At 47.8% G+C, this 15,610-nt stretch carries 8 protein-coding genes; 5 read left to right on the top strand and 3 right to left on the bottom strand.

Translation table 11 applies throughout. The features are described 5' to 3' along the window. Positions 1 to 74: 74 nt before the first annotated feature. On the bottom strand, positions 75 to 206 hold the full coding sequence (locus tag QUB33_RS18480; RefSeq protein ID WP_333352294.1) for a hypothetical protein: 132 nt from the start codon (positions 204 to 206) through the stop codon (positions 75 to 77). A 50-nt stretch (positions 207 to 256) separates the two neighbouring features. Further along, the gene (locus tag QUB33_RS18475; RefSeq protein ID WP_333352291.1) at positions 257 to 4,207 is read right to left on the bottom strand and encodes a PAS domain S-box protein; all 3,951 of its coding nucleotides are present in this window, start codon (positions 4,205 to 4,207) and stop codon (positions 257 to 259) included. Positions 4,208 to 4,503: 296 nt separating this feature from the next. Here QUB33_RS18475 and QUB33_RS18470 point away from each other — a divergent pair, with 296 nt between their 5' ends. Beyond that, a complete protein-coding gene (locus QUB33_RS18470) occupies positions 4,504 to 5,691 on the top strand; it encodes an anion transporter (RefSeq protein ID WP_333352288.1) in 1,188 nt (395 codons plus the stop codon). 182 nt (positions 5,692 to 5,873) lie between these two features. Here the strand turns inward: QUB33_RS18470 and QUB33_RS18465 are convergent, their stop codons facing one another. Then, entirely contained in the window at positions 5,874 to 9,449 is a 3,576-nt protein-coding gene (locus tag QUB33_RS18465; protein WP_333352284.1) for an alpha-mannosidase, read from the bottom strand. Positions 9,450 to 9,631: 182 nt separating this feature from the next. Here QUB33_RS18465 and QUB33_RS18460 point away from each other — a divergent pair, with 182 nt between their 5' ends. The 4 genes from QUB33_RS18460 (at position 9,632) to QUB33_RS18445 (ending at position 15,497) form a co-directional block, all read left to right on the top strand. Continuing rightward, positions 9,632 to 11,602, top strand: a complete 1,971-nt coding sequence (locus QUB33_RS18460; RefSeq protein WP_333352281.1) for a hypothetical protein — start codon at positions 9,632 to 9,634, stop codon at positions 11,600 to 11,602. Between the two features lie 78 nt (positions 11,603 to 11,680). Beyond that, a complete protein-coding gene (locus QUB33_RS18455; protein WP_039887172.1) occupies positions 11,681 to 11,797 on the top strand; it encodes a photosystem II reaction center protein I in 117 nt (38 codons plus the stop codon). 295 nt (positions 11,798 to 12,092) lie between these two features. Next, positions 12,093 to 14,621 (top strand): DUF3769 domain-containing protein, encoded by a 2,529-nt coding sequence (locus tag QUB33_RS18450; RefSeq protein ID WP_333352278.1) that lies wholly within the window; start codon positions 12,093 to 12,095, stop codon positions 14,619 to 14,621. Between the two features lie 201 nt (positions 14,622 to 14,822). Continuing rightward, a complete protein-coding gene (locus QUB33_RS18445) occupies positions 14,823 to 15,497 on the top strand; it encodes a hypothetical protein (protein WP_333352274.1) in 675 nt (224 codons plus the stop codon). Positions 15,498 to 15,610 lie beyond the last annotated feature (113 nt).

Genomic DNA, 15,610 nt, shown 5'->3' with positions numbered 1-15,610 from the left:
CACTCATCTTTAACTCGGTTTGAATATATCGATCACTCTCGATCACCAGCAAGCGATCGCTTATTCAGCAAGCCCTAAATAGCTGATTCATAGTACCGCGATCGCACTAACTTTATGCCAGTTAGGGCGATCGTTTTTTTGTGGTGCCAGTTTGAAAAAAGAATGCAACTGTAGACAAGCTCCAAACGACCAGCTTCATCAGTCATTCCCAATTCTAAAATCTAAAATCTAAAATCTAAAATAACCTGACTACTGACTAATCACTAATCGCCACTCGATCGCGCCCGCCAGACTTAGCTCCATAAAGCGCCTTATCAGCAGCTTCAATCAGCATTTTCGGCGAGTTTTGACCTTCAGAAATCGTCGCCACCCCCATGCTGAGAGTCACGCGATCGCTGACAACAGACTTAATGTGGGGAATGGCTAAGGCTTTGACGCGGCTGCGGATTCCCTCAGCAACAGCCTGTGCAGTCACGATATCAGTATTTGGCAAAATAACCGCAAATTCCTCGCCGCCGTACCTAGCAGCCAAATAGAGGCGTTCTGGGGGTGCGCTTGTGCAAGCATCCCCGATCGCCCGCGCCACTTGCTGCAAACAAGCATCCCCCGCTTGATGGCCGTAATTGTCGTTGTAAAGTTTAAAACAGTCAATGTCGCACATAATCAAAGATAGCGGTTCCAAAGAGCTCGACTGCTCCCATTCTCGGTTGATCACCTCGTCAAACCGACGGCGGTTAGCTAGTTGAGTCAGACTGTCCAAATTCGCCAACCCGTCCAGTCGCTGGTTGGCTGCAGCTAGCTGCTGGTAAAGTAAAGATTGTTCGATCGCGATCGCAACTTGAGTACCCAACTGACTCAGCAAATCCACGTCAAACTGCTGCCACTGGCGGGGCGCCGAACAGTGGTGGGCAATCAGCAAACCCCACAACTTCGGCACTTGGCAAGAACCGTTACCTTCCCTAGGTTCTATTCCCTGCTGGACAATCGGCACTACCAAATTGGCCTTCACCTGACACGCCTCCAAAAAATTAAGGTGACACTCGCTCAAATTAGCAGCATGAACATCCTCGATGGCGCGAATGCGGCCCTTTAAATACTGTCCGATGTAAGTATTGGCAAAACAGCAATCGTCAATTCCCATCCCCTTCAGTGGAATCCATCCTTCTCCAACCGACTCCACCACCACATCTCCGTTCCAGTCTGGTCGGAAGCGGAAAACCAGCACGCGATCGGTTGCCAAAAACTCCCGCACTTCCGCTACTGTAGTGTTGAGAATATCTTGTAGATCCAGAGAAGAGCGGATGCGCGATTGAATCTGTGCGATCAGGCGTTCCCTTTCAATTTGTTGCCGCAGCGCAACTTGGGCTTGCTTACTTTTAGTAATGTCCCGACCTTCCGGCAGCAGCAATACTATTTTGCCAGTTTCATCCGCGACCGGTTTAAGAGAAAAATCAACAATTGCCGTCCGATTTACACCTTGAACTTCCACTTCGTAGCGGACAAATTCACCTTTTGCTGATCGAGAAATTGCCTCTTGCAACTGTTCCTGAACTTCCACAGAATCTCCCCACCAAGGCAACTGCCAAAACGGTTTATTGGCAACATCCCGTAGCTTAATTCCCGCAAAATCCAGAGAAGTTTGGTTAGCTTCCAGCAGAGTGCCGTCCGGTTTCAACAAGCTCACAAATTGGAAAGAAGAATCAAAAATTGCTCGGAAGCGCCTTTGAGAATCTCCTAACATTGCCGTCACCTTTTCGCGAGAGGTAATATCGCGGAAGCGCCACACCCTGCCAATAATATTTTGTCCGACTCGAATTGGCTGCGTGTAGCGCTCAAAAGTGCGGCCGTCTTTAAATTCTAGAATATCGCAACCTTGCGACTCCGCATCGCTATAAAATTCTTTAACTCTCTGCAAAAAAGCTTTCGGATCTTTGACTTGCTTAGTGAGGAACGCCAGCCGCACCGTTCTATCCATTGAGTTTCTAACTTCTTCATAAATCCCCCACATTTGAACTAACTTTTCGTTATAACTAATCATTTCTCCGGCGGTAGTAACGGCGAGAATGCCGTCGGCCGTTGCTTCTAAGGTAGCGTGCAGCAAAGACCGCGATCGCTCTAATTCTGCTGCGGTCAATTTGCGTTCTGTGAGGTCTCGGACTGCTTTCACCTGGACTAAACGACCTTCCCAAAATACGAATTTGCTGCGAACGTCAGCAGGAAAAGCAGTTCCGTCTCGCTTAAGAAAAATAGTTTCACAGACTGTATTGCTGGCTGCCGAAATCATTTGTGGCGCCTGTTTGTATGATTTCGGCGACAGTAGTTCCAGCAAGCTCATTCCCGCCATTTCCGCAGGTTCGTAACCGAAAAGCTCGGCAAAATTGCTGCTGACACTCAAAATTGTGTCGCGGTCAGCCACGGCAACTGCTTCAAAATAAGCTTCGCATTCGAGCAAGTGGGATGCTGAGTTGGTGCTGCCATTTTCGCCGGAAGAGCTGTTGTCAATTAGCTGTTGCAATTGCGTATTGGCAGAGTACAAAGCGGTCATGGCTTGCCTGTACATAGCAGTACGTTTCTCGACTTTTTCTGCAAGGCGATCGCGATATTCTCGCAGTTCTTTTTCGACTTTAATTAAATCAGTAATATCTACTGCAAAGACGATTACACCCGCGACTTTACCTGTTTCATCCCGGTAAGGTATTTTATCTGTCCGCACCCAGCATTTTTGACCGGAGGCTGTGGGTAGCAATTCGACTTGGCCTTGTTTGGGAAGGCCAGAATGGATCACTTCCAAATCTTCTAAATAATATTGTTCTGCTTCGTCTGGATAGATTTCATAAAAAGATTTACCTTCTAATTGAGCTGCGGGCACACCTCTCGATGCAGCGGCGGCTTGATTAATTCGCAGCAGGCGACTTTCGGTATCTTTGAGCCAAATCATCGCCGGCACGGAATCAAAAATAATTTGCTGTTCTTGTTGCTGCAGGCGTAGTTCGGCTTCTGCTTGTTTTCTTTTAATTATTTCTTGTTGAAGTTTTTGGTTAGCTTTTTTGAGTTCAGCCGTGCGTCTTTCTACTCTTTCCTCTAGTTGATCGTAGTATTTTGTCAGCAAATTTTGCTGCTGTTCGTGCCGCAGTGCTTCTAATTTTAACTTTTCGCTAGCTGACAAACTTGAGGATACAAAATCTGCTAATATTTGGGTAAATTCGTGTTCTTCTTCCGTCCAATCCCCGTCGGAACCCTGGCGTTCGGCGCTGACTATTCCCGCCATTTGACCTGCTAGCACAATCGGTACGTTTAACAGGGAAGTCGTGCCCTGATCGAGCAAATAAAGACCGACAAGTTCTCGCGTTCTGGGGTCATTTTCTGCTGCCACAGTAGCGATCGCACTTGCAGATTTTAAAGCTTGAAAATATGCCGGACAGTCGGATGCTGTGATGATTATTTGTACGGAATGGAGTTTAGTATTTTGTTCGTAAAGGTCGATGCAGTGAAGCTGCGTTTTGTCTTCGCCATACAGCCAAATACTAGCTCGATCGCAGTTGACAATACTGACAGCGGTTTCTGTTACTTCGCGGATGAAGTCTTCTATATTGTTGCGTTCTTTAAGTTGACTTTTGGCTAATTTTGCGATCGCTAAAGTTGGACTGCGCCAATTTGCTCTCTGGTTGAGCGACGTGGGTGACTGCGAAGCAGCCTTAATTTCTTCGCAAACTAACAGTACAGCCGGCCGCTGGAAATTGGCAATTGAGCGACCATTGGTATTTTCCTCTATTTTCCAATCTACCGCCGGCATTGCGCGCGCGGTTGCTTTTACCCTAATAATCCTGCCGTCTTTGCAAGTCAAGCAGCCTTCCCAACAGGCAATTTTTGGAGTTGGCGTACCGTTTTCCGGCTGGGCCAATCCTGCAAATTCTGCCTGCATTTTGCCTTGCTCTTGGCAGTAAAATATGTTAAAGATTGAATGACAAATTAATTCCTGCGATTTGTAGGCGAGGCGAGACGCGCCGAATTGATTGAGCGAAAAAACTCTGCCCAAAGCGTCTAGAACGAAGTAAATGCCCGGAAAATTATCGTAGAGAGTTCCATACCAATCTGGTTCGACTTGTTGGCTGCACGAAAGTTTTGCTGTCGCGAACTCGCCGTCCGTCTCGATCAACTGAGAATAGTTGGTTTCTGGGTTACTGGAATGACTTTTTTTAGCAAACACTTTTAGCTTAACTCGACTGTAATTAATTTTACTTTCTGGAATTTAACTTTTTTGTGAAACTAAATTAAACCTGTTGTTTGAAAAAAGTTACAAGTTGTAACAAAAATACCACTTGTCCAGCCTCCTGGTTTTCGCTTCCCCATCCAACCACTGTGTTTGTTTCTAGTTGGTACACGGTCTGCAGACGATATTTCCCGCTAGTTGCAATGCCAGCAGGTTTAGCTGCAATTACCGGGTCTGTACTTTTAGCATCCTAGACAATAAAAAAAACCGGCAATCAATAGTTTTAAGTATATATGATAACACTCAAATACCTAGTATTGGGCCTAACCTACTTCGGATTTGGTTTGGGATATTTGCCGGGGCTGCGGGTGAACCGGGCGGCGGTTGCAATTATCGGGTCAGCTTTTGCGGTGGCTTTGGGGATACTCGACCTGAAAACTGCTTGGGAGGCGATCGACCCCAATACGATCGTTTTTTTGCTCGGAATGATGATCGTTAATTCCGCTTTGGGAGCATCAGGTTTTTTTCAACTCGCTTTGGAGTTTTTAACTCGCTTTACTCGTTCTCCTTTCGGCATTATAGTAGCCATTACTTTCGGCAGTGGCATTCTATCGGCATTTTTTCTTAACGACACTACTGCTATTTTGCTTGCTCCTTTAACACTGAGTCTGACTCGCTCTTTGTCTCTCAATCCTATCCCTTATCTTTTGGCTTTAGCAGGAGGTACTAATTTAGGTTCGGTGGCGACGGTGAGTGGGAATCCGCAAAATATTCTCGTCGGTTCTTTTTCGGGAATTAGTTATGTGGAATTTGCCCGGTCTCTGACACCAGTAGCTTTAATTTGTTTGCTGGTTCAAGTAGCTTGGCTATACTGGCTTTATCCAGAAGTGCGTTCTTGCAAATCTTTGCCGGAGGTCACTCAAGTCAGGTATCGATTGTTCAAGCCTTTACTAGCAAAAAGTTTGTGGGTGACAGCAGGACTTTTAGTAGCTTTTTTGGCGGGAGCACCTTTAGCAGAATCTGCCTGGATAGCTGCCAGTATATTGTTAATTACTAGGCGCGTCAAGTCCGATCGCCTCTTGCAGGGCGTCGATTGGAATTTGCTAGTAATGTTTGCGGGATTGTTTGTGGTGACTAAAGCAACTCAACAACTGGGTTTGTTGGACAATTTAACTAATTTGACTGGTACACCGCTGAGTTTGTTAGGAGTAACGGTAATTCTTTCTAACTTAATTTCAAACGTACCGGCGGTGTTAGTTCTGCAATCGGTGATTGTCAAAACAGATAGCCAAGCTTGGCTGTTGTTGGCAGCGGGTTCTACTCTGGCGGGGAATTTAACTTTGTTGGGTTCCGTGGCTAATTTGATTGTAGCTGAGGTTGCAGGGAAATCAGGCGATCGGCTGACTTTTAAAGAACATTTGCGGTTCGGGCTGCCGCTGACTTTCGTTACTTTGGGAATCGCTTATTTTTGGCTCTACTAAAAGAGGATAATCATGAGGCTACGATCCTCATATAATTAAATTTTAGCCTCGCGCTTTTACCTCTCTCTGCGAAGTGGATTGGTTTTCAGGAACCGTACAGGGGGCCGAGGGGAGATGAGAAGAGAATAAATGAGATAGAAAGAGGTAGTTTACAGCCGATCGCCTATTGCGGTATAAAGTCTTTAGGTATCTGTTTTGGACACAATTGTAAAACTCGCGATTTTCCAAGGCTCTATCTTAAATCCTCCTCCTTCGGACAACTTTTCCGACAAATTGCCCGGTCGTTCTAACAAATCTACTAGCCCTACCATTTCTAACCCCAAATCACTCTTGAATTCTAGCACAGCCTCTTTCCCCTCGGATTCGCAACAGCGCAAAATCCACACATTAGAATCGTCTTCCGATTGTTTAAACGCCATCAACACTAAATTGTCTGCCGACAAATTCAAGAATTTACCAACTGCGGGTAAACTCTTGTTTCGATTTTCTCCTAACTGTGGCAACACATTTACTAGCAGCGGCAAATTCAACTCATAGCCGCGCCGAACTGTGCCGGCCGCTTGCCAATTTCCAGCATGGGGATACAGTGCACAAGTAAATTCGGAAACTCCTACATCTGCTTGTTCATCCGGCCAAGTCGAACCCCGAAGCAATGTCAGTCGAATTTGATTCGGTTGAATGTCGCAACCGTATTTGCAATCATTGAGCAAACTGACTCCAAAACCGTCATTGCTGATATCAGTCCAGCGCAAAATCGGCACTTCCCATTTGGCTTTTTCGGCTGGTGTTTGCGGCTTAGTTGTGCGTGCGATCGCACCGCCGGGAATTTCGCAAGTTGCAAAATCTGCTTCTACATTTAACCCAAAGGCTGCTTTTACTAAAACGTGCTTTTCTTGCCAATCTGCAACTGTCTTGATTTTCAGCAGCGGCGAACCTATTTCTACTATATAATCTTGGCAAAACTCCGATTTGCCAATTTGTCGGACTACGCGCAAAATCTGCCGTATTTCTCCCTGTGCTATCCAGGAAATATCTTTGAGTGTCGGGGCGGGTAGTTGATGTTTTTCATAATTTGGATCGATGTTCCAAGCATCCCAATATTGGCCGCTGTCTTGAAATGCTTGCAGTTGATTGCCGCCTGTTGCATTCAGGACTTCTCGGTTATTTACTTTATCCCAAATGCTGGATAAATCCCCGGTTTGTCCGTCTACTGTTGTCCGAATAAATTCATTTTCTAAAACCATTTGTGCGGCTGCAAAATGCGTTTCTTGACTAACTGTGTTTTTTTGTGCTATACCGTATGTAAGTTTTGATAACTCTGTCTTTTTTTCGGTTTCTGGACTCGCGGACGCATTATCCACAGTTTGCGCGTCTTCGCGACACAGCCAAAACACCTGGTAGCCAACGGCAGGGAGATTATTTGCCCAGAATAACAGTGTAGATTGCGATTCGGGTCGATCGCCCCTGACAATCTGCGAAGCCAATCGCTGTCGGGAAAAATCGTAAATTTGCCAAACTGAATCAGCGACATCGGGAAGCGGTACGGCGACAACCTCAGAGCGCGACCAATTGAGAGTATTGAAAATCAAAATCGGTTGAGCGTCTGGCTGGGGGGGATTCGGCAGAGAAATTTGAGCCGAGATTGCATCCAAAGATTTTACCAAGATTTCGCGACAAGTGCGATCGACCTCGGCAAAGGCTAGATTAGCATCCGCGTAGACTTGGGCGATCGCAGAACCGGGCAAAATATCGTGAAACTGGTTAAACAAAATTTGTTTCCAAGCTGATTCTAATTCTGATTTCGGATAAACCGCACCACTACAAATCGTGGCAAGCGAAGACAGCAACTCTGCTTGGTAGAGCAATTCTTCGCAGCGGCGGTTTTGGCGTTTTTGGTCGGCGCGAGTCGTGTAACAACCCCGGTGGAATTCTAAATAAAGTTCGTCTTTCCAAACAGGGAGACTGGGGGGAATAGTTTTGAGTTTTGAGATGGAAGGATTTGCATCCGAAATTGCCGAGAAGTTTGAAAATTCTCGCGCCTGTAAATTCTCCTGGTTGTCCGATTCTGGAACATAGCTTTTGGGCTTAGTTGCCGCAACTTCAGGCAAAAACTGACTCTCAATCAAAGACAAATAATCAACCGCTTTCGCAAACTCCAACCTCGGGAAAAAAGGCGACATTTTCCAGCGTTTCGCCACCTCCAACATATCACGAGTCGGGCCACCGCCGTGGTCGCCAACCCCAGGCAACCAAAGAGCATCTTGCAAACCAGTCTTAACTTGCCAGTCAAAAGCATAACTTGCCATTTTCACTGATTCTATACTTTCGCCAATTGGAGCAGACATCATGCTAAATATTTTAGTACCGTCCAAACCTTCCCACCAAAATGCACCGTGGGGAAATTCCGTTGTATCGTTCCAACGCAACTTTTGCGTCACAAAATAATCAACTCCACCTTGCCCCAAAATCTGAGGTAATTGCCAACCAAAACCGAAAGTATCCGGTAGCCAAGCTACCCGCATCAATTCCCCAAATTTTTCTTTTGCATAACGCTGTCCGTAAAAAACTTGTCGCACCATTGATTCAGCGGAAATCAAGTTTAAATCCGGTTCTACCCACATCCCGCCGACAACTTCCCAACAACCCGCCGCCACCTGTTTTTTAATCGCAGCAAATAAGTCGGGGCGATGTTCTTCCATCCAAGCATAAAGCGCCGGAGTTGAATGGCAGAAAATCAAATCGGGAAACTCGGATTGTAATTTCAATACCGACTCAAAAGTTCGCTGTGCCGCTTGCCAAGTTTCCGGGACAGGCCACAGCCAAGCTAAGTCTAAATGAGCGTGACCCACCAAATAGATTTTACCTGTATATATAGATGTCAACTCGCCGCTTTCTCCTATATATATAGATGTCGGATTGCTATTTTCTCCAACCTCAACAACCTCATCTCTTCTTCCTCCCTCTGCGGCCTCTGTGTCCTCTGCGGTTCCCTCATCTAAATCCCCCGAAAAAGCCCGCAGATATCCCAGTAAATTGTGCCGCAAAACAGACAGCGAGCGATCGAACTTTTCGCGAGCGCCCACCGCCGACCAATCAATTAAATCCATTGCCAAATCAATCTCAGATTTCAGCGTTTCCCCCTTGACAAAGATGGAGCGATTTGCTAATGTTTCACTGGACAGGTATTGGGAATTTACATTTTCTAAATTTAGAGTTAGCGAATTTTGCAAAATCTCTAATTCGGCAGCCACAAAACCCGGGTCGAAACAAAAAGAGTCAGCAGCTTCGTACAAACAAATCGATCGCACTAAAGCACCGTTATCGTGACCCGGACTTACCAACCGCAAAATAACTAAAAATTCATCTCCGGGATGGGCCGACGAACTCAACAAAACTCGATCGGCACAATCAAATAAATCTCCCTGTCCAACTAACTCGCCGTTGACAAAAATTTGAGCATCTTCGGCCCACCAAGTCAAACCCAGCAGCAACCGCAAGCCAACCACAGGATAGCCGTGCAAATTGTCAGGAATTACAAATTGCTGGCCCAAATACAAAACTTGCTTCCCAGACGGCCAAGCAATATGTCCTTTGCTGTTAAGTTCAGCAACAGGGCTGTTACAAATATTTACCGAAGAGACAGCCGAGTCAGAATCGCAGTACCTCCAACCAGACTGAACCTCCACTTGGCTGAGGCGGCGCAACTTCTCGACAGTGGCAGAAATATTGTTGCTAGCAGGTGACACAGAAGCGCTCATATTTCGCTAAAATAGGAATTGTGTATTAATCAAAAATCGGATTGAACCGCCCCGACGCAAAGGACGCGAAGAAATAAAGGTTTCAGAGGGTTTGAAGCTGCGATTAAGATCTCGCTTTGATTTTACAGCAATATTCAGCAATTCCGGCGCGAATCAAAAATCTGAATTCAATAATTAAACTTATGTCCAACGGTTACTACGGCCCATACCAAAGCCGGCTATTAAATTTTATATCGAAACAGTCCCGCCAAGTCGCTGACAATTGCGATCGAACTTGGCGTCAAATTAAAGAAGCAACTCTCACCGCCACCCAAATTCTGCTTTATCCAGCTTATTTGCTGGTGCAAAGTTCCCGACTGCTGGGCCGACAGTTGCGGGAATCAAGTCAAAAAGTAGATTTACCTGAACTGCAAGAATTTGTCGGGGACGAAAATCCCGATGGGCAACAAAATTGGTATCAGGGGGAAACTTCCGACGAAAGTTCGATCGCCGAAATTTTGCACCTCGCCGAAAATTTACTCACCTCGTCGCAAACCGCGAAAACTTTAGCCACCTTCCCGCTGTTAATTAATCAGGGAAATACTGCTAGCGATTTACATCCGGCAATCAATTTTAGCGGGCAACTCACAAAGCATCAAACCACTTCCGTCTTAGAAAACCCGCTTGCTAAAACTGGATTAAAACCGCAACCGAAAGTTGAGGGAATTGCCAGTTTTATCCCAGCCCGCACTTTAGTATTGGTCGGAAGGGAAAATCAGATATTAGATATTTTGACACCCCAACAGCAGGAACTGCTCGAAGGTCGCATAACTTGGGAAGTAGCAAACTGCGGGTCCGAACGGCGGGAAATTACCCAAAAAGAATTAAAATTTAATCTCGGTTTGGAGTCGGCGGCCAAAAAAGCGCAGTTGCCGCCGGTGCGTCGTTTTTGGGAATTGATGGCATGGCTTCAGACGAGTCCGGTTGCCCTCAAAAGAAATCAATTTGGAGAATCAATCCTCGCAGTTAAAAAATCGATCGACCGCAATTCAATCCTAGTCCAAAAAGCCCGCGCCCAGATCGAAGCAAAAACCGCACAGCAGTCAATTGCGGCATCGAATTCGATCGACCGCAATACCCCACAACTAGAAACTAATTTTAACAGCAAGTTCGATCGACCCTCTAGTCCTCTCTCCTTTGTTACATTACTCGATCGCGCCGCCGTCAACCTGGAAGAATTTACCCTCCCGCCCTCGGCAAAAACAATCGCCGCACCCACAGAAAACCCCGGAGTAAAAATTGACACATCCGGCACCGAAACCAATTTAGATTTTTCCGCCCGCGACATCCTCGAAAAATACGCTCGAAACATCGAACAAGTCATTTGGTCGTCAGTAGACCACCTTTTGGGCAAAGAAACGGCTGCCAGCGATAATACGGAGAAATCTGTCGCAATTCAGTATTATTTGAAACAGCGACAAGAACAAGAAAACACACAAAACAGCCCAGAGGTCGATCGACCGTGGCTGAACTGGCAAGACTTATTCGGGGAAGCAGCACCGCAGCATTTAACCGACGGAAGTTCCGAACCCCATGCAGAAGCACAAAGCAGCGCCAAAGTCAAAGATAAAATAGCAGAATTAGGAGAATTGGCAGAAGGTCGATCGACCGCAGTCTCAATATCCCCTTACCCCGAAGCACTTCACAGCCTGCTGGGGCAGCTAAAACAGAGCTTGCTGGCAAAAAGCTCAAAAAGCCAACCCCAAACAGCATCTGATTTATCTGATTTAGCAGTTACTCAAAAAAATAGCTCTGCACTCGCAGCAGAATCAACCCCAGGGCGCGCGCCGGAAACCCAAGTGCCAAAAAACACAAACCCGAACACCGGACAAAAAAACCAATCCCCAGCAGCAATCACCGCGCAAACTAGCAGATACACCGCCGCAACCCCCGCCGCAGCCGAACCAAAAAATCCCAGCGCAGGCGTCCCATCCGAGGGAGACTACTTAGAAACAAAAGCAGAATCGATGGGATATATTAAGCACCCGCTAGAACAAGTGCTCGAATGGCTCGATCGAGTTATGCTGCGGCTAGAAAACATCGCCGAGCAACTGTGGAATTGGGCAAAAATCAACTTGCCAAAAATCCTCAAAAGCAAAGATAAAATTGACTAATCTTTAGCTTATGATAAAAAAGTTGCTGCAACAGCAGCAAATCAGCTCAGTATTATGCCATCTTTGGAGACTCCCACAGTGCTAACCCTCAAAATCGTAGTTAATGTAGTTGTTTTATTTTTTGTTTCCCTGTTCATATTTGGATTTTTGTCCAATGACCCAGCCCGGAACCCCAACCGCAGAGACATGGAATAAACAAGTTATCCCGCCCGGTGGCTGGGGGGTACGCCACCGCAGCCCCCCAGCTAGCCCGCAAACTCGCAAAAATTAGTCGAAAAAAACTTGACCTCGCACTAGCAGCGAGGTTATCTTGTGGCGGAAGCAAGTTCTCAAAGCAGCCATATTTCGGCGCGCCAAAACCACTGCAAATTTTAGATGTCAGATTTAATGTCTAAACAGTTGCCTTTTAGATGCAAAAATTTTCAATAATTTGCACCCTATAAAATCTAAAATCTAAAATCTAAAATCGGATGACTTACCTGTTGTAACTATGCCCTATCCGGTACCGCCGCCAGAACCCTCTGCCATCATCTACATCGCAAAGCCAAAAAAAGTCGCCCTCACTGTGGCGGCCGGCGATGGAGACACCCGCAGCAACCCCGCAGAAATACCGGAACCAAGCCCAGAGATCGTTCAGCCAGAACCCACACCAGCCCCAGCAGAACCTGCCGCCACACTCCTCGGCACCACCCCAGCCACCGATCGGCCTCCAGAAATCGCCGACCCCCTAGCGGAAGTCGAAAGCGGCGAGGCAGTGGTGGGATTTCAGCGTCGGGCCCCTGTGAGAGAACCCGAAACTGCGGAAACTCCGAAAGATTCCTCGTTTACTGCTTACCAGTTGGGTTCGGTAGAAAATGCCATTGCCATTCGCAATCGGAAACGAACCGCAGAGGCGCAGAGAAAACAGGAGAGAAATCTTGTCGCAAAGCAGGAAAGTTGGTATCAGGCCCAAGGCCGGCAGTTAGAAGATAACTCTCCCCAACCTGCTGAAATTCCCGTTCCCGAACCCGCGCCGGAACCAGCACCCAGCGGGCAACAGGAGTTCGACATTCCCGCACCAGCAACCACCCCCGCACCCAGAACACCCCCTGCCCCGACACCGAAACCTAAACCAGCCGTGCCGGGAGTCCGCACCGCCCCTTCTCAGCGGACGGTGCCTTTTCCGGTGACTCCGGCCGATACTATTGAAGTTAAGGCGGACAGCCAAGAATTCGACGACAAGCAGCAAATTGTGACGGCGGTTGGTAATGTCGTTGTGCGGTTCCGGCAAACTGTGATTGATGCCGATCGCGCGATCGTCAACTTAGTCACCCGCCAAGTGGTAGCCTCCGGCAATGTCGCCTATACCCGCGGCCAACAAGTAGTGCGCGGCCAGCGGATGGAGTTCAATCTCGGCCTCAACGCCGGCGCAGTCGAACAAGCCAGCGGCGAAATATTCCTGCCCGCAGCAGGTAGCGAATTGACCCCCACACTGCCGACAGATATCAGTGCCGGGACGATTCTCGAACAGCCCCTGAGCGATCGAATTACCAGCCAGCAGCCCCTGCGCGGAGTCAAATCCCCCGGCGCTGCTACAGTGACTATCGGCGGCGGCGGACAGCTAGCAGCCCCCCAAGTGACCGGCGCCGTCAACCGCGTCCGCTTTGAAGCAGAACGCATCGAACTGCTGCCAGACGGCGCGAGGGTAGCAACAAACATTCGGCTTACTAACGACCCGTTTTCCCCGCCGGAATTTGAATACAGGGCCCGGACGGCGACGATTAGAAGGATTTCGCCCACGGCAGAGGAATTAGTCACAACTAAACCCCGCTTGGTGTTCGACAACCGCGTGAAAATACCCGTGTATCCCCGCAGGCAAGTGTTTGACAGCCGGCAGCAGAGCGGCCCGTGTTTGACCTTTGGTTACGACGGGGGCGAAAGAGGCGGTTTGTATGCCGAGTGCGGTTTTGAGGTGTTGCAAAACGGGCCGGTGCGGCTGACTCTGACGCCCCAAATTTACCTTCAGCGGATTGTGGCAGAGCACGGCGGTAATCCGTTTTTTCCCGACAGCTACGGGCTGAGGGCGAGGTTGGGCGCTAGTCTCGGCCCGCGCACCAGGCTGGACGGATCGGCAATATTTCTGAGTTTTGAAAATTTCCCGAATTTGCCGGAAAACAGCTTTCGGGGCAATTTGCGCCTCCGACAGTTGATCGGCACTCACACTCTGGCAGCAGAATACAGTTATCGCGATCGGCTGTTTAACGGTTCTTTGGGCTATCAAACCGTGCAGAGCAGCCTCGGGGCCGTCCTCACTTCCCCAGTCATCCAACTCGGAGGCACTGGCATCAATCTCAGCTACCAAGCTGGGTATCAATTTATCAATGCTGACACCGATCGACCAGACTTGCTCGAACCAGTGCGGGAAAACAACCGCGTCGATCTGGGCCGTTCCCAAGTTAGCTTCGCCTTGAGCCGCGGCTTCAACTTGTGGGAGGGCGAACCTCTCCCCCGCACTCCCACCCAGGGTTTGAGGTATACGCGGACGCCGGTGGTTCCTTTCTTGCAACTGGCCTTGGGACTCCGGGGAGTTGGTACTTATTACAGCAGCGGCGATCGACAAAATTCGCTCGCCCCCAGCGTCGGCATTCAAGGGCAGTTCGGTCATTTCTCCCGCCCTTTCCTCGATTACACTGGGTTTAACGTGACTTATACCCAGGTGGGGCGCGACGGTATCTCGCCGTTTTTATTCGATCGCTTAGTAGATTTGAGAGTCCTGTCTTTTGGACTTGTCCAGCAAGTTTACGGAGGCTTTCGAGTCGGATTTCAAAGTGCTATTAATTTAGAAAGCGGGGAAACAATCAGTACGAATTACACCTTAGAATACAGCCGCCGCAGCTACGCAATCATTTTGCGTTTTAACCCTGAGCGTCAAGTCGGCAGCCTGACTTTTAGAATTAGCGACTTCAACTGGAATGGGACTCCCCAACCTTTTTCCGGGGACGCGCGAACTGTAGAAGGAGGCGTGCGTTTATCCGATTAATTCAATTGGAAATTGGAAATTGGGAATTGGGCATGAGGAATTGGTAATGGGGAAGTCATAATAGGCAATAGGTAATGGGGAATTGGTAATTGGGTAATTGGAACCAAAAGACAACAGTCAACAGATAACAGTCAACAGTCAACAGATAACAGATAACAGACAACAGTCAACAGACAACAGTCAACAGTCAACAGACAACAAATGACAGAAGTGACGGCAATATCTGCACAAGCAGCGGCTCTGCTGGTTCACTACGGTTTTGACCTAGGTGGCAAAAAAGCCGAGAAATTGGCGGGTGAATGGCTGACCAAGTATCCCGGCTATTGGCTGCGTTTAGCAGTGGTTGAAGCGCTTTATCAAGGGCGCTACAAGGCTGTTTCTGTGGAACAGCTATTGAGTATGTGGCATCGGATAGGTCAACCTCTCTATCATTTCAATCGCGAGTTTGAACGCTTGGTGTGCAATAATTTTCCTCAAAATTTAACGGGGGAAAGTGCTGCTCAACTGTCACCGGAAGATATACTTTTATCGAACCAGGAATCGGAAGTAACTGCAGGAGAGTTAGATTGGCGTGGGCCCTCAGAGGCGCAACTTGATGTGGCGCTTCATGAAAAAGTCCCAAACACAGAGGCAGAGGAAACAGGAAAATTACCTGCCGCCGACGATCGCACAAAAGAAAATACAGAATTTGTAGTATATGAAGATGTGGCTGTTACCGCCATCGCCGATCGAGCCGAAGCTGAGCACAAATTAGCGGACAAACCTGTGGCAAAATCATTTCCAGTTGTCAAACACACTGATTTTCATACCAAGTTAAAAGCGATTGCCCGAGAAGGCACGAGAAGGCAGAAGAAAGAAGGGAGAAAGCAGAAATAGGGTGTAATACCCTTTTCGATTGTCGATTAAAGAATTAGGAATGACTGATGAAGATCGTGATTTGGATCTGCCTACAGTTGCATTTTTTTGTGTAAGTGGTGTAATGTTTGGGA

The sequence above is a fragment of the Microcoleus sp. B3-A4 genome, from assembly GCF_036705385.1.
Taxonomy (GTDB): domain Bacteria; phylum Cyanobacteriota; class Cyanobacteriia; order Cyanobacteriales; family Microcoleaceae; genus Microcoleus.
The sequence above is the reverse complement of the archived record's forward strand: the minus strand, read 5'-3'. Positions and strand labels throughout refer to the sequence as shown.

Bases quoted from the DNA above. Each gene is read 5' to 3' on its own strand.
- QUB33_RS18480 (WP_333352294.1), bottom strand. From the start codon at position 206: ATGACTGATGAAGCTGGTCGTTTGGAGCTTGTCTACAGTTGCATTCTT.
- QUB33_RS18460 (WP_333352281.1), top strand. From the start codon at position 9,632: ATGTCCAACGGTTACTACGGCCCATACCAAAGCCGGCTATTAAATTTT.
- QUB33_RS18450 (WP_333352278.1), top strand. From the start codon at position 12,093: ATGCCCTATCCGGTACCGCCGCCAGAACCCTCTGCCATCATCTACATC.
- QUB33_RS18470 (WP_333352288.1), top strand. From the start codon at position 4,504: ATGATAACACTCAAATACCTAGTATTGGGCCTAACCTACTTCGGATTT.
- QUB33_RS18465 (WP_333352284.1), bottom strand. From the start codon at position 9,449: ATGAGCGCTTCTGTGTCACCTGCTAGCAACAATATTTCTGCCACTGTC.
- QUB33_RS18445 (WP_333352274.1), top strand. From the start codon at position 14,823: ATGACAGAAGTGACGGCAATATCTGCACAAGCAGCGGCTCTGCTGGTT.